Annotated in this window: 23 protein-coding genes; all 23 read right to left on the reverse strand. The window is 38.3% G+C overall.

Annotated features, from left to right (window positions below):
* Nucleotides 1–29: 29 nt before the first annotated feature.
* Nucleotides 30–992, reverse strand: a complete 963-nt coding sequence (locus HPC41_RS01655) for a Rossmann-fold NAD(P)-binding domain-containing protein (RefSeq protein WP_172392279.1) — start codon at nt 990–992, stop codon at nt 30–32.
* A gap of 136 nt (nt 993–1,128) precedes the next feature.
* Nucleotides 1,129–2,274, reverse strand: a complete 1,146-nt coding sequence (locus tag HPC41_RS01660) for an aspartate aminotransferase family protein (RefSeq protein ID WP_172392280.1) — start codon at nt 2,272–2,274, stop codon at nt 1,129–1,131.
* A 157-nt stretch (nt 2,275–2,431) separates the two neighbouring features.
* On the reverse strand, nt 2,432–2,938 hold the full coding sequence (gene rplQ, locus HPC41_RS01665; RefSeq protein WP_120261728.1) for a 50S ribosomal protein L17: 507 nt from the start codon (nt 2,936–2,938) through the stop codon (nt 2,432–2,434).
* A 108-nt stretch (nt 2,939–3,046) separates the two neighbouring features.
* Nucleotides 3,047–4,039 (reverse strand): DNA-directed RNA polymerase subunit alpha, encoded by a 993-nt coding sequence (locus HPC41_RS01670; RefSeq protein WP_077438111.1) that lies wholly within the window; start codon nt 4,037–4,039, stop codon nt 3,047–3,049.
* Nucleotides 4,040–4,135: 96 nt separating this feature from the next.
* Nucleotides 4,136–4,744 (reverse strand): 30S ribosomal protein S4, encoded by a 609-nt coding sequence (gene rpsD, locus HPC41_RS01675; RefSeq protein WP_108636193.1) that lies wholly within the window; start codon nt 4,742–4,744, stop codon nt 4,136–4,138.
* A 60-nt stretch (nt 4,745–4,804) separates the two neighbouring features.
* On the reverse strand, nt 4,805–5,194 hold the full coding sequence (gene rpsK / locus HPC41_RS01680) for a 30S ribosomal protein S11 (RefSeq protein ID WP_108636194.1): 390 nt from the start codon (nt 5,192–5,194) through the stop codon (nt 4,805–4,807).
* A gap of 10 nt (nt 5,195–5,204) precedes the next feature.
* The gene (rpsM, locus tag HPC41_RS01685; protein ID WP_108636195.1) at nt 5,205–5,582 is read right to left on the reverse strand and encodes a 30S ribosomal protein S13; all 378 of its coding nucleotides are present in this window, start codon (nt 5,580–5,582) and stop codon (nt 5,205–5,207) included.
* Between the two features lie 28 nt (nt 5,583–5,610).
* On the reverse strand, nt 5,611–5,727 hold the full coding sequence (ykgO, locus tag HPC41_RS01690; protein ID WP_013665024.1) for a type B 50S ribosomal protein L36: 117 nt from the start codon (nt 5,725–5,727) through the stop codon (nt 5,611–5,613).
* A 45-nt stretch (nt 5,728–5,772) separates the two neighbouring features.
* Complete coding sequence (gene infA / locus HPC41_RS01695) at nt 5,773–5,991, reverse strand: translation initiation factor IF-1 (RefSeq protein ID WP_002997456.1); 219 nt, start codon at nt 5,989–5,991, stop codon at nt 5,773–5,775.
* Nucleotides 5,992–6,065: 74 nt separating this feature from the next.
* Nucleotides 6,066–6,848, reverse strand: a complete 783-nt coding sequence (map, locus tag HPC41_RS01700) for a type I methionyl aminopeptidase (RefSeq protein ID WP_172392281.1) — start codon at nt 6,846–6,848, stop codon at nt 6,066–6,068.
* A 9-nt stretch (nt 6,849–6,857) separates the two neighbouring features.
* Nucleotides 6,858–8,195, reverse strand: coding sequence for a preprotein translocase subunit SecY (gene secY, locus HPC41_RS01705; protein WP_046674882.1), 1,338 nt, complete (start codon nt 8,193–8,195; stop codon nt 6,858–6,860).
* A gap of 3 nt (nt 8,196–8,198) precedes the next feature.
* Nucleotides 8,199–8,645, reverse strand: coding sequence for a 50S ribosomal protein L15 (gene rplO, locus HPC41_RS01710; RefSeq protein WP_104385208.1), 447 nt, complete (start codon nt 8,643–8,645; stop codon nt 8,199–8,201).
* 119 nt (nt 8,646–8,764) lie between these two features.
* Nucleotides 8,765–8,944 carry a 50S ribosomal protein L30 gene (gene rpmD, locus HPC41_RS01715; RefSeq protein ID WP_046674880.1) on the reverse strand — a complete coding sequence of 60 codons (180 nt, stop codon included), beginning with the start codon at nt 8,942–8,944 and terminating at the stop codon, nt 8,765–8,767.
* Between the two features lie 5 nt (nt 8,945–8,949).
* A complete protein-coding gene (gene rpsE, locus HPC41_RS01720) occupies nt 8,950–9,468 on the reverse strand; it encodes a 30S ribosomal protein S5 (protein WP_104385209.1) in 519 nt (172 codons plus the stop codon).
* Between the two features lie 12 nt (nt 9,469–9,480).
* Nucleotides 9,481–9,834, reverse strand: coding sequence for a 50S ribosomal protein L18 (gene rplR / locus HPC41_RS01725; RefSeq protein WP_088160091.1), 354 nt, complete (start codon nt 9,832–9,834; stop codon nt 9,481–9,483).
* Between the two features lie 5 nt (nt 9,835–9,839).
* Nucleotides 9,840–10,394 (reverse strand): 50S ribosomal protein L6, encoded by a 555-nt coding sequence (rplF, locus tag HPC41_RS01730; protein WP_172392282.1) that lies wholly within the window; start codon nt 10,392–10,394, stop codon nt 9,840–9,842.
* A gap of 21 nt (nt 10,395–10,415) precedes the next feature.
* Nucleotides 10,416–10,814 (reverse strand): 30S ribosomal protein S8, encoded by a 399-nt coding sequence (gene rpsH, locus HPC41_RS01735; RefSeq protein WP_046674876.1) that lies wholly within the window; start codon nt 10,812–10,814, stop codon nt 10,416–10,418.
* A gap of 139 nt (nt 10,815–10,953) precedes the next feature.
* Nucleotides 10,954–11,223 (reverse strand): 30S ribosomal protein S14, encoded by a 270-nt coding sequence (rpsN, locus tag HPC41_RS01740; RefSeq protein ID WP_028071569.1) that lies wholly within the window; start codon nt 11,221–11,223, stop codon nt 10,954–10,956.
* Nucleotides 11,216–11,785, reverse strand: coding sequence for a 50S ribosomal protein L5 (gene rplE, locus HPC41_RS01745; protein WP_046674875.1), 570 nt, complete (start codon nt 11,783–11,785; stop codon nt 11,216–11,218). The genes rpsN and rplE overlap by 8 nt, the downstream gene beginning before the upstream one ends.
* On the reverse strand, nt 11,785–12,132 hold the full coding sequence (rplX, locus tag HPC41_RS01750; RefSeq protein WP_104385211.1) for a 50S ribosomal protein L24: 348 nt from the start codon (nt 12,130–12,132) through the stop codon (nt 11,785–11,787). Before rplX ends, rplE begins: the two co-directional genes overlap by 1 nt.
* A gap of 2 nt (nt 12,133–12,134) precedes the next feature.
* The gene (rplN, locus tag HPC41_RS01755) at nt 12,135–12,503 is read right to left on the reverse strand and encodes a 50S ribosomal protein L14 (protein WP_104385212.1); all 369 of its coding nucleotides are present in this window, start codon (nt 12,501–12,503) and stop codon (nt 12,135–12,137) included.
* A 1-nt stretch (nt 12,504) separates the two neighbouring features.
* Complete coding sequence (gene rpsQ, locus HPC41_RS01760) at nt 12,505–12,759, reverse strand: 30S ribosomal protein S17 (protein ID WP_153844936.1); 255 nt, start codon at nt 12,757–12,759, stop codon at nt 12,505–12,507.
* Nucleotides 12,760–12,771: 12 nt separating this feature from the next.
* Nucleotides 12,772–12,990, reverse strand: a complete 219-nt coding sequence (gene rpmC / locus HPC41_RS01765; RefSeq protein ID WP_108636200.1) for a 50S ribosomal protein L29 — start codon at nt 12,988–12,990, stop codon at nt 12,772–12,774.
* Nucleotides 12,991–13,024: the final 34 nt, after the last annotated feature.

Consider the following 13,024-nt stretch of genomic DNA (forward strand, 5'->3'; position numbering starts at 1 on the left):
TAGTTTCTCAATAATCAAAAGACCCTGTCTTAGACTAGATCTTCCAGCATTCGTTTTAAAACAACCTGTGCAGCCCATACACGATTACTTGCCTCTTTAATAACTAACGAGTTTGGTCCATCTAAAATCTCAGAAGATAGTTCCAGGTCTCGTCTGACTGGCAAGCAATGCATGACTTTCGCGTCATTTGTCAAAGACAGTTTTTCATTATCCATCATCCAATCCTCGTCTACCGTATATACCTCGCCATATTCCTGATAGGATGACCAGTTTTTCACATAAACAAAATCAGCGTCTTTCAGACTTTCATTTAAATTCGTCGATATTGTCGCCCCCTTTGTAAAGTCCTTACTAAGTTCATAGCCCATAGGTTGTGCAATCGTAAACTCAACAAGCCCTTCCTCTTGCGCCTTACACATCCATTCTGCAAAAGAGTTCGGAACCGCCTGTGGCAAAGCTTTCACATGCGGAGCCCAAGCCAAAACAACCTTTGGCTTGGCTGTCTTTTTATGTTCAGTAATGGTGATTATGTCCGTCAAACTTTGTAAAGGGTGACGTGTTGCGCTTTCCAAAGATACTACAGGTACTCCACAATATTTAATAAATTTATTAAACAGATCCTCGCTGTAGTCTTCTTCTCGGTCTTTGAGCTTTGGAAAAGATCGTAAGCCAAGGATATCACAATATTCCCCCATGACTGCTGCTGCCTCGCGGATATGTTCAACTGTACTGCCGTTCATTACAACATCATCCTGAGTCTCCAAGGCCCAACCGTCTTTGTCCATATTCATGACCATTACATCCATACCCAGATTCATTGCCGCTTTTTGAGTGCTCAAACGCGTACGCAAACTAGGATTTAAAAATACAAGCCCCAAGGTTTTATGTTTACCAAGATCTTGATTATCATAAGGAGCAGCTTTTAAGGCTAAGGCCTCTTGGACAACGTCAGCTACATTGGATACGTCATTAACAGAGAAAAATTTTTTCATCTATGTAAATCTTTATACGAGTATCGTTTCACGCAATAAACTGCGCTACCCGTTTTGTTCATTTATGTTGATAAAACAATTTTGATGGATACTCCGTTATACCTGAGTTCCATCATCACAATTTCATCTATTATCTTTATACGGCCACAGCCGCTTTTATATGTTCTTTCAATGCTGATAAAAATTGGTCAGCATGTTCTTTGGTAATATTCAATGCAGGAAGCAATCGAATAACAAAAGGTTTAGCCTCCCCTGTAAAAATTCGATTTTTTAACAAAAGGTCCTTTTTTACATGTCCAAAAGACGCTGGAAGTTCAACTCCTATCATCAATCCCCTCCCCCTGACTTCCACAATTTCATCAATTTTCTTTAGCTCATCAATAAGGTACTGTCCCACCGCATTCGCATTCGCCATCAAATTGTCCTGATGGATCACTTCCAATACCGCCATAGCCGCTGCACAGGCCAAGTGATTGCCCCCGAAGGTAGTTCCTAAACTACCGTGTGTAGCTTTAAACTTAGGAGAGATGCTGATCGCACCAATAGGAAAACCATTTCCCATTCCTTTCGCCATCGTATAAATATCCGCGCTTACACCAGAATAGTCTTGAGCATAAAACAAGCCTGTTCTACCATAGCCACATTGCACTTCATCAGCAATAAATACTGCATTATATTGATCACAAAGCGAACGAATCAAGCGAAGGAAAGCAATAGATGCTTCTTTAATCCCACCGACACCTTGTATGCTTTCAATAATAACGGAAGAAATCTCATCTCCATATACCGCAAATGCCTCCTTCAGGGCTTCCTCGTCGTTAAACGGAAGAAAAACAACATTTTCTGTTTCGTTAACAGGAGCAACAATACTTGGGTTGTCCGTAGCAGCTACGGCTAGCGAAGTTCTACCGTGAAAAGATTTCGAAAATGCAATGATTTTCTTTCTTTTATTATAGAAAGAAGCAAGTTTCAATGCGTTTTCATTCGCTTCTGCCCCTGAATTACATAGAAATAAGTCATAATCAACCTTACCAGATACTTCGCCGAGCAATCGTGCAAGTTCACGCTGAATAGGAATTTCAACAGAATTGGAATAGAATCCGATACGGTTCAATTGTTCTGTAATACGTCGCACATAATGTGGATGCGTGTGTCCGATTGATATTACGGCATGACCACCATACAAGTCCAAATAAGCATTTCCTTCGGCATCCCACACCGTTGATCCATTAGCTTTCACTATGTTAATGGGATTAATGGGATAAACATCAAATGGTTTCATCTTAATGAATTATAGATTGATAAACGAAATAGCTTGTAATAGAAAAGCTATCAAATTTTAGCATTACAAATATATCAGTTATAACGGTAGGAATGATTATAAAATAAAAAAAGTCCCCTTAAAAAGAGGACTTTTTTTATTTTATAACGGATCAATATTATTCTCCGTCCACTTTTTCTTCGCCTTCAACTTCAGCTTTCACTTCCGCAGGAGCGTCAGTTTCAGCAGGAGCAGCAGCTTTTTTAGCACCACCACGACGACGAGTAGCTTTCTTCTCAGCAGCAGCAGCTTTCTTACCGTAGATTTCGTTGTAATCAACTAACTCGATGAACGCCATTTCCGCGTTATCACCCAAACGGTTTTCCATTTTGATAATACGAGTGTAACCACCTGGACGGTTAGCTACTTTTTCAGAAATTTCGCGAAACAAGATAGAAACTGCGTCTTTATCTTTCAAATAAGCGAATACTGTACGACGAGAGTGTGTTGTGTCGTTTTTAGATTTAGTAATCAAAGGCTCCACATATGTACGCAACGCTTTAGCTTTAGCCAAAGTAGTTGTGATACGTTTGTGTAGGATTAATGATGTTGCCATGTTAGCCAACATTGCTTTTCTATGGCTATCCGTACGGCCTAAGTGATTTACTTTTTTTCCGTGTCTCATTTTGATTTTATTATACTAACCGTACCGTTTTTGTATAGTTCAAATAGGTGAACATCACCTATTCAGACAGCCAAAAGGAATTACGACTAGTGGTCGCTTAATAAATTATTATTCTTCGTCTAATTTATATTTTGCTAAGTTCATTCCAAATGACAAACCTTTCGATTTAACCAATTCTTGAATTTCACTTAACGATTTTTTACCGAAGTTTCTGAATTTCAACATATCAGCTACATCGTAAGTTACCAACTCAGCCAATGTGCGAATATCAGCAGCTTTCAAACAATTCAATGCACGCACTGAAAGATCAAGGTCTACTAATTCCGTTTTCAAAATCTTACGCATATGCAAAATTTCTTCATCTACAACTTTGGTTTCTTCCTTCGTTTGTGACTCAAGAAGCATATTCTCATCAGAGAATAAAATGAAGTGTTGAATTAAGATCTTAGCAGCCTCTTTCAAAGCTTCCTCGGGGTGAATTGAGCCATCTGTAGAGATATCCAACAACAATTTCTCGTAGTCAGTTTTTTGCTCTACACGGTAATTCTCAATGGTATATTTAACATTCTTGATCGGAGTAAAGATCGAATCGATAGCGATAACACCTACTGGCGCATCAGTCACTTTATTCTCGTCCGCATTTACATATCCACGACCTTTAGCAATACTCAATTCCAACTCAATTGTCACTGCGTTATCCATATTACAGATTACTAAGTCCGGATTTAAGACAGTAAAGTTATTAGAGAATTTTGTGATATCACCAGCTAAGAATTGTTCTTGACCATTGATTACTACAAATACCTTTTCGTTGTCGCCAATCTCACCTGTTTTTTTGAAACGGATCTGTTTCAAGTTCAAGATAATTTCAGTTACGTCTTCAACAACACCTTTGATCGTTGAAAATTCGTGCGAAACGCCAGAAAACCTTATCGACGTAATTGCATATCCTTCTAACGAGGACAATAGAATACGGCGCAAAGCATTACCAATGGTTACACCAAAACCAGGCTCCAATGGACGAAATTCAAACGTACCATCAAAATCCGTAGATTTCTGCATGATAACTTTATCCGGTCTTTGAAATGCTAAAATTGCCATTTATTTTCTTTTAATGTTTTATTTGTAATAATAATTGTAATACAACAGAAAGATGCATACCCCAAAATTGGACTATGCATACTTCTATTTTATTTATTATTTAGAGTATAACTCAACGATTAAGTTCTCTTTAATGTTTTCAGGAATATCAGATCTTTCTGGATAGCTTAAGAAAGTACCTGTCAATTCTTTCGCATTCCACTCTAACCAAGAAAATTTATTTACAGTACGGCCTGCAACTGAATTTGTGATGGCTTCAAGAGTTTGAGAACGTTCACGAACTGCTACAACGTCACCTGGACGCAAGCTATATGATGGAATGTTAACAACACTTCCGTTAACAGTAATGTGTTTATGAGATACTAACTGACGAGCAGCAGCACGAGAAGTAGCGATACCTAAGCGGTAAACTACGTTATCCAAGCGAGCTTCTAATAATTTCAAGAAGATCTCACCTGTAATACCTTGTTTAGAGGAAGCTTTAACAAATAAGTTAGCGAATTGACGCTCTAGTACACCATAAGTGTATTTCGCTTTTTGTTTTTCTAACAACTGAATAGCATATTCAGATTGTTTACCTCTGCGTTTAGAAGCTCCATGTTGTCCAGGAGGGTAATTTTTCTTTTCTAACGCTTTATCAGGGCCGAAGATCGGCTCTCTAAATTTACGGGCAATTTTGGACTTAGGTCCTGTATATCTAGCCATTTTCTTTTACAATTAAAGTATCTATCAGCCTATAGCCAATGAATCTTATCTTTAAATCAATTAAACTCTTCTGCGTTTTGGAGGACGACAACCGTTGTGAGGAAGTGGTGTAATGTCTTTAATAGTAGTCACATCGATTCCTACAGTCTGTAATGTTCTGATTGCAGATTCACGACCAGCACCAGGTCCTTTAACAAACACTTCAACTTTGCGTAAACCCAAGTCATGAGCAACTTTTCCACAGTCTTGTGCAGCCTGACCAGCAGCATATGGAGTGTTCTTTTTAGAACCACGGAAACCCATTTTACCAGCACTAGACCAAGAAATAGTTTGTCCTTGATTATTAGTCAAAGTTACAATGATATTGTTAAACGTTGCGTTAATGTGAGCCTGACCTATAGGTTCGATAACAACGATACGCTTTTTTGCAGCTTTTTTAGTTTTAGCCATTTCTTATTTATTATTTAGTAGCTTTTTTCTTGTTTGCAACTGTCTTACGTTTACCTTTACGAGTACGTGAGTTGTTTTTAGTACGTTGACCACGAACTGGTAAGTGTTTACGGTGACGTAATCCACGGTAACAACCGATATCCATCAAACGCTTGATGTTCAATTGGATTTCTGAACGCAATGAACCTTCTACTTTCAATTCATCATTGATGATGCTACGAATTGCTGCCAACTGCTCATCATTCCACTCTTGTACCTTCACATCTTCGCTGATACCAGCTTTTTCCAAGATATATTGAGCTCTTGTACGACCGATACCAAAAATATAGGTAAGGCCGATCACACCTCTTTTGTTTTTAGGTAAATCAATACCTGCTATCCTTGCCATATAATATTAAGCTATTATTTTTAATGAATTAACCCTGACGTTGTTTAAACTTAGGATTCTTTTTGTTGATTACAAAAACTTTACCTTTACGACGGATGATCTTACAGTCCGCGCTACGTTTTTTAATTGATGCTCTTACTTTCATGATATTTATTTTTTCAAAAGCTTGCGCTAGTTAAAAGGCTTACGACTATTTATAGCGATAAGTAATCCTTCCTTTAGTCAAATCATACGGAGACATTTCCAATTTAACTTTATCCCCAGGTAAAATTTTGATATAGTGCATACGCATTTTACCAGAAATATGAGCAATGATTTCATGCCCATTTTCCAATTCTACCCTAAACATAGCATTAGAAAGTGCCTCTCTAATTATACCGTCTTGTTCTATTGAGGCTTGTTTAGCCATATATTCTCGATTAAATTTAATTTAAAAGCCTGCGAACAGGAGTGCAAAGATAAATAAAAATAATTGAAAACCAACTACTTTTTGTTCAAAACTTTCTCCACATGTTCGAATGTCAGCAACACATCTGGCTCACCTTTTCGGATTGCAACCATTTGTTCGAAGTGCGCCGATAACTTCCCATCTACTGTACTTACTGTCCAACCATCGTCCCAAAAACGAACACCTGCGCGTCCCGCATTGATCATGGGTTCGATACAAATGACCAAACCTTCTTCCAATTTCGGACCTGCACCACGTTTCCCATAATTCGGAACCTCTGGCTTTTCATGTAAATGATATCCAACTCCATGCCCTACCAGTTCGCGTACAATTCCGAAACCGAACTTGCTCACGTACTCTTGAACCGCGGAGGAGATATCCCCAACACGTTTACCGGCCACAGCCTGTTCAACACCTTTGTACAATGATTCCTTTGTTACATCCAACAACAACTGCGCTTCCTCAGAAATTTCACCAACACCAAAGGTGTAGGCCGAATCACTAATAAACCCATTCAAATTGACACCCCCATCGACTGAAACAAGATCACCATCTTTAATTTCATAATCGCTAGGAAAACCATGTACAATCTGATCGTTGACAGAGATGCACAAAGAGTATGGAAATCCTTGATAGTTTAAGAACGCTGGCGTCCCTCCATTATCATGGATATACTCATAAGCTAATTTATCAAGAGATATAGTTTTTACCCCAGGTTTAATCACTTTTGCGATTTCACCAAGCAATTGCGAAAGCACATCTGCTGACTTTCGCAATTGCTCTATATCATCTGCTGACTTATAAAATACTTTAGACATCTAAAGAAATTAAATTGCCGAATGATCCATTCCCTCAACAGACGCGGCCGAACGACCTTTAATACGACCTGTTTTCATTAATCCATCATAATGACGCATCAACAAATGAGATTCGATCTGTTGCAAAGTATCCAACACCACACCTACTAAAATCAATAATGACGTACCTCCATAGAAGTGTGCAAATTGATTATTAATACCAAACAAACTTGCAATAGCAGGTAGAATAGCAATGATCGCTAAGAAAATTGCACCTGGAAATGTAATATTTGATATTACGCGGTCTATAAAATTACTAGTTTCCAATCCCGGTTTAATACCTGGGACAAAACCTCCGTTTTTCTTCATGTCATCTGACATCTGTTGCGGATTAACCATGATCGCTGTATAGAAGAACGTAAATGCGATAATTAACACCGCAAAAGTCACGTTATACGCTACAGAAGTATAGTTACTCAACGAAGTCAAAAACTCCGACTGAAGATTTGGAAAGAACTGTCCTAAACTCATTGGCACAAACATGATTGCCTGTGCAAAAATGATCGGCATTACACCTGCAGCATTTACCTTTAACGGTATATACTGACGTACTCCACCGACTTGCTTGTTTCCAACAATTTTCTTCGCGTATTGTACAGGGATCTTACGAACCCCTTGTACGATCAAGATCGTAAAGATCACAACGAAGAACAAAGCCACAAATTCAAGCAACAATGGAATTGGACCACCACCACCTTTCGCCATTCTAGAAACCCATTCCGCAGTGATACCACTTGGCAATTGAGCGATAATACCTGTCATAATGATCAAAGAAATACCATTACCGATACCTTTATCCGTAATTTTTTCCCCTAACCACATCACAAATAAAGTACCGCCTGTCAAAACTATGGCAGTTAGAATAGTGAATAATGGGTCCGCGATTGTCTTAGCACTTGGCTCGATTTGAGTACGTACATAAGCAAAAGCCTGAAGCAAAGTAATCCCTAATGTTAAATAGCGAGTAATTTGATTCATTTTTTGACGACCACTTTCCCCTTCTTTCTGCATCTTTTGGAAGTAAGGAACCGCGATGCCCAACAATTGAACAACAATGGATGCCGAGATATATGGCATTACCCCCAAAGCAAAGATAGCTGAACGAGAGAACGAGCCTCCCGCAAACATATCTAATAAGCCTAATAAACCCTCCTTTTGACCAGAAGCCAAAGCGTGAGGATTTACACCTGGTAATACCACGTGACATCCAATACGGTAAATCAAAAGAAAAAGTAAGGTATTTAAAATACGCGTACGTAAATCATCGATTTTCCAAATATTGGTTAAGGTTGTGATTAGTTTCTTCATTTATTAAATTTTAACGATAGAACCGCCTGCAGCTTCGATAGCTTTTTGAGCAGAAGCAGTAAACGCGTGCGCTGTTACTTCAACTTTAGCTTTCAATTCACCGCGACCCAAGATTTTTACTTTGTCATTTTTAGACACTAATCCATGAGCTTTCAATGCATCGAAATCTACAGTTGTCAAATTGAATTTCTCGATCAACGCTTGTAAAGTATCCAAGTTGACACCATTGTACTCAACGCGGTTGATGTTTTTGAAACCAAATTTAGGTACACGACGTTGCAAAGGCATTTGACCACCTTCGAAACCGATTTTCGTAGAGTGACCTGAACGGGAACCAGCACCTTTGTGACCACGTGTAGAAGTACCACCGCGACCAGAACCAGTACCACGACCGATACGTTTGCTACCTTTTACTGCACCTTTTGCAGGTTTTAAATTACTTAAGTTCATTTTTAAACTAAATTGTGCTAGCCCTTCGCTCTCACTAAACAGGTACTAGCGATTAAAAAATAATTATTATTAATAACAAGTAATGGAAAGAGCCCAAAGACCCTTTCCATATGCTAATATTAAATAGTTTCGATAGCTACTAAATGGTTTACTTTACGTACCATTCCAATAATAGATGGAGTAGCTTCAACTTCTACTGAGTGGTTGATTCTTTTCAAACCTAATGCCTCAATAGTTTTCTTTTGGCGCTCGCTTCTGTCGATAACGCTCTTTATCTGGGTGATTTTGATTTTTGCCATGATAATTAACCGTTAAATACTTTATTCAAATCGACACCGCGGTGTTGTGCTACTGTATATGCATCACGCATGTTTGCTAAAGCAGTTACAGTTGCTTTTACCACGTTGTGTGGGTTAGAAGAACCTAATGATTTAGCCAATACGTCTTTGATACCAGCAGACTCCAATACTGCACGCATTGCACCACCTGCCAAAACTCCTGTACCACCAACAGCTGGTTTAATCAAAACTGAACCACCAGAATATTTACCATATTGTGCGTGAGGAACAGTACCTTTGATTACAGGAACTTTTACCAAATTTTTCTTTGCGTCGTCGATACCTTTAGTGATTGCTTCAGTTACCTCTTTAGCTTTACCTAAACCGTAACCAACAATACCGTTTTCATCACCTACTACAACAATTGCAGAGAAGCTGAAAGTACGACCACCTTTAGTAACTTTAGCTACACGTTGGATACTTACTAAGCGATCTTTTAATTCAATTTCGCTTGATTTCACTCTTTTTATATTGCTTAATGCCATTTCTTTCTATGATTAAAAGTCTAAACCGCCTTCGCGAGCACCTTCAGCCAAAGATTTGATACGGCCATGGTATAAGTACCCATTACGGTCAAAAACTACTTTATTAATACCTGCTGCTACTGCTTTCTCAGCAACTAATTTACCGACAGCTTTAGACTGATCAACTTTGTTACCGGATGCAACAAATTCTTTTGACAAACTAGATGCAGCAACTAATGTTTTACCTGCATTGTCGTCAATGATTTGCGCATAGATACCTTTGTTACTTCTAAAAACCGATAAACGTGGACGTTCAGACGTTCCAGCAAGGTTTTTTCTGATTCCTTTTTTGATTCTCTCTCTACGAGATGCTTTTTGTCCTGCCATGATTATTATTTTTTAGCTGATTTACCTGCTTTTCTTCTCAATACTTCACCTTCAAACTTGATACCTTTTCCTTTGTAAGGTTCTGGTTTACGGAAGCCACGGATTTTAGCCGCTACCTGACCGATCAATTGTTTGTCAGCACATTCTAAAGTAATTGTAGGATTTTTACCTTTTTCAGCAGTAGTTGATACTTTAACCTCTTTTGGCAATACAAAAACAATCTGGTGAGAGAAACCTAAAGTTAACTCTAATACATTACCTGTACTTGTTGCACGGTAACCTACACCAACTAACTCTTGAGTAGTTTTGTAACCTTCAGTCACACCTTGAACCATGTTGTTCAACAGGGAACGGTATAGACCGTGTAATGCTTTGTGTTTCTTTTGATCAGTTGGACGCGTAACTACGATATTGCCTTCTTCTTGCGCAATCGTGATGTCACGGTCAACTTGTTGTGTTAATTCGCCTTTAGGACCTTTTACTGAAACTAAGTTTTTGTCCGAAATAGTAACAGTTACCCCTGCAGGGATAGCGATAGGCGCTTTTCCAATTCTTGACATTTCTTCGTGTTTTTACCTAGATTAATAAACGTAACATAAAACTTCACCACCAACATTTTGAAGTCTAGCTTCTTTATCTGTCATTACACCTTTCGATGTTGACAAGATAGCAATACCTAAACCATTCAAAACACGAGGCATAGTATCAACGCTTGCATACTTTCTTAAACCAGGTTTACTCACACGCGTCAACGTACGAATAGCCGGAATTTTGCTAATTGGATTATATTTCAATGCGATTTTGATCGTACCCTGTACGCCATTCTCATCGAATTTGTAATTAGCAATGTAACCTTTATCAAAAAGAACTTTAGTGATTTCTTTTTTTAGGTTCGATGCAGGAATTTCAACAACCCTGTGGTTGGCCTTGATGGCATTCCTTACTCGTGTAAGGTAATCCGCAATTGGATCTGTAGTCATTATATATGAAAATTTGCGACAGCGGTTTCCCTCCCAACCATTGGTATGGGACCTTCTATCTGTTAAACAATTTTAAAATGCAAAAACCCCGGCAATCCTCAGTAGAATTGCCCGGGCAAAATTAAGTATTTTTTTTTAATTACCAAGAAGCTTTTTTCACCCCTGGGATCTTGCCATCTAAAGCCATCTCACGGAAAGTTACACGAGAGATACCGAATTGACGCATATATCCTTTAGGACGGCCAGTCAATTTACAACGGTTGTGTAAACGTACCGGAGAAGCATTTTTAGGTAATTTATCTAATGCAACGTAATCACCAGCAGCTTTTAATTCTGCACGTTTTGCCGCATATTTAGCTACCAATTTAGCGCGTTTTACTTCGCGTGCTTTTAATCCTTCCTTAGCCATTGTTATTAGTATTTTGATTTTTAAATGGTAAACCGAACTGTTTCAACAATTCTAAAGCCTCAACATCATTTTGAGCAGAAGTCACAAAAGTGATATCCATACCTTGGATCTTGTTGATTTTATCAATGTTGATCTCAGGGAAAATGATTTGTTCAGTGATACCTAAGTTATAGTTACCACGTCCGTCAAAACCTTTATCGTTGATACCGCGGAAGTCACGAATACGTGGAAGCGATACTGCTACCAAACGATCCAAGAATTCAAACATGTTGTTGTCACGTAAAGTAACGCGTGCCCCTACAGGCATGCCTTTACGCAATTTAAAGTTTGAAATATCTTTTTTCGATTTTGTAGCAACAGCTTGTTGACCTGTAATTAAAGTCAATTCAGCGATAGCATTATCGATTAATTTTTTGTCAGCTGTTGCAGCCCCTACGCCTTGTGAAACAACGATTTTCTCAAGTTTAGGAACCTGCATAATACTTTTATACTGAAATTTTTCTTGAAGTGCTTTACGGATTTCCTCCGCATATTTCACTTTTAATCTTGGTACGTAAGTCATTATTTAATTTCCTCCCCTGATTTTTTAGCGTAACGAACTAATTTACCATCTGCATTTAACTTACGACCTACGCGAGTAGTTTCACCCGTTTTAGGATCGATAACAGCTAAATTAGAGATGTGAATACCAGCTTCTTTCTCAATGATACCACCATTAGGATTAGCTGCACTTGGTTTAGTGTGTTTTTTTACGATGTTAGCGCCTTCAACGATAGCTCTATTTTTATCCACTAAAACAGTTAATACTTTTCCTTGAACACCTTTAGAGTTACCAGCGATAACTTTCACTAAATCACCTTTTTTAATTTTGATTTTGTGCGTAGTCGTTTTTGTTTTCTTGATTGCCATAATTATAAAACCTCCGGTGCTAGTGATACAATTTTCATGAACTGTTTCTCACGCAATTCTCTGGCAACAGGGCCAAAGATACGTGAGCCACGTGGCTCATCATTATTATTTAATAATACAGCGGCGTTGTCATCAAAACGGATATAAGAACCATCTTTACGACGGATTTCTTTCTTCGTTCTAACTACTACTGCTTTAGAAACGGAACCTTTTTTCACGTTTCCTGAAGGCATAGCGCTTTTCACTGATACAACAATCTTATCTCCGATTGATGCATAACGCTTACGCGTACCGCCCAATACACGGATTACTAAAACTTCTTTAGCACCGCTATTGTCAGCTACATTAAGTCTTGATTCTTGTTGTACCATGTTATTTAGCTCTTTCTATAATTTCAACTAATCTCCAGTTTTTTGTTTTACTCAGCGGACGAGTTTCCATGATTAATACCGTATCGCCGATACCGCAGGTATTAGTTTCGTCATGAGCTTTAAATTTAGTAGTTTTTTTAACGAACTTACCATAGATAGGGTGTTTAACTTTACGTTCAACAGTTACCACGATAGACTTGTCCATTTTGTTGCTAACTACTAAGCCGATTCTTGTTTTTCTTAAATTTCTTTCCATTTCGACTTAATTTTATGCCTCAGAGGCTGTTTCATTTTTAGCTGCAGCTTTGCGTGCACTGATCTCCGTACTAATACGAGCGATAGCTCTGCGTGCTGCTTTGATCACGTTAGGGTTCTCAATAGCTGAAACAGCATGTGCAAATTTCAATTTTGTAAGGGCCGTTTTCTCCTCGACTAGACGAGCTGCAAGGTCCTCATTAGATAATTCTAAAATTTCTGAATTTTTCATGTTTTTTCAGTTGTTATTTGGGTTATCATCCGTT

The organism is Sphingobacterium prati (assembly GCF_013167215.1).
Classification (GTDB): domain Bacteria; phylum Bacteroidota; class Bacteroidia; order Sphingobacteriales; family Sphingobacteriaceae; genus Sphingobacterium; species Sphingobacterium prati.

Excerpts from the sequence above, each read along its gene's own strand:
- rplE (WP_046674875.1), bottom strand. The coding sequence starts at position 11,785 with ATGACTTACGTACCAAGATTAAAAGTGAAATATGCGGAGGAAATCCGT.
- rplF (WP_172392282.1), bottom strand. The coding sequence starts at position 10,394 with ATGTCAAGAATTGGAAAAGCGCCTATCGCTATCCCTGCAGGGGTAACT.
- HPC41_RS01660 (WP_172392280.1), bottom strand. The coding sequence starts at position 2,274 with ATGAAACCATTTGATGTTTATCCCATTAATCCCATTAACATAGTGAAA.
- infA (WP_002997456.1), bottom strand. The coding sequence starts at position 5,991 with ATGGCTAAACAAGCCTCAATAGAACAAGACGGTATAATTAGAGAGGCA.
- ykgO (WP_013665024.1), bottom strand. The coding sequence starts at position 5,727 with ATGAAAGTAAGAGCATCAATTAAAAAACGTAGCGCGGACTGTAAGATC.
- rpsM (WP_108636195.1), bottom strand. The coding sequence starts at position 5,582 with ATGGCAAGGATAGCAGGTATTGATTTACCTAAAAACAAAAGAGGTGTG.
- rplN (WP_104385212.1), bottom strand. The coding sequence starts at position 12,503 with ATGGTACAACAAGAATCAAGACTTAATGTAGCTGACAATAGCGGTGCT.
- rpsK (WP_108636194.1), bottom strand. The coding sequence starts at position 5,194 with ATGGCTAAAACTAAAAAAGCTGCAAAAAAGCGTATCGTTGTTATCGAA.
- rplO (WP_104385208.1), bottom strand. The coding sequence starts at position 8,645 with ATGAACTTAAGTAATTTAAAACCTGCAAAAGGTGCAGTAAAAGGTAGC.
- rplX (WP_104385211.1), bottom strand. The coding sequence starts at position 12,132 with ATGGCAATCAAGAAAACAAAAACGACTACGCACAAAATCAAAATTAAA.
- secY (WP_046674882.1), bottom strand. The coding sequence starts at position 8,195 with ATGAAGAAACTAATCACAACCTTAACCAATATTTGGAAAATCGATGAT.
- rpsH (WP_046674876.1), bottom strand. The coding sequence starts at position 10,814 with ATGACTACAGATCCAATTGCGGATTACCTTACACGAGTAAGGAATGCC.
- rpsE (WP_104385209.1), bottom strand. The coding sequence starts at position 9,468 with ATGGCATTAAGCAATATAAAAAGAGTGAAATCAAGCGAAATTGAATTA.
- map (WP_172392281.1), bottom strand. The coding sequence starts at position 6,848 with ATGTCTAAAGTATTTTATAAGTCAGCAGATGATATAGAGCAATTGCGA.
- rpsQ (WP_153844936.1), bottom strand. The coding sequence starts at position 12,759 with ATGGAAAGAAATTTAAGAAAAACAAGAATCGGCTTAGTAGTTAGCAAC.
- HPC41_RS01670 (WP_077438111.1), bottom strand. The coding sequence starts at position 4,039 with ATGGCAATTTTAGCATTTCAAAGACCGGATAAAGTTATCATGCAGAAA.
- rpsN (WP_028071569.1), bottom strand. The coding sequence starts at position 11,223 with ATGGCTAAGGAAGGATTAAAAGCACGCGAAGTAAAACGCGCTAAATTG.
- HPC41_RS01655 (WP_172392279.1), bottom strand. The coding sequence starts at position 992 with ATGAAAAAATTTTTCTCTGTTAATGACGTATCCAATGTAGCTGACGTT.
- rpmD (WP_046674880.1), bottom strand. The coding sequence starts at position 8,944 with ATGGCAAAAATCAAAATCACCCAGATAAAGAGCGTTATCGACAGAAGC.
- rplQ (WP_120261728.1), bottom strand. The coding sequence starts at position 2,938 with ATGAGACACGGAAAAAAAGTAAATCACTTAGGCCGTACGGATAGCCAT.
- rpmC (WP_108636200.1), bottom strand. The coding sequence starts at position 12,990 with ATGAAAAATTCAGAAATTTTAGAATTATCTAATGAGGACCTTGCAGCT.
- rpsD (WP_108636193.1), bottom strand. The coding sequence starts at position 4,744 with ATGGCTAGATATACAGGACCTAAGTCCAAAATTGCCCGTAAATTTAGA.
- rplR (WP_088160091.1), bottom strand. The coding sequence starts at position 9,834 with ATGGCAGGACAAAAAGCATCTCGTAGAGAGAGAATCAAAAAAGGAATC.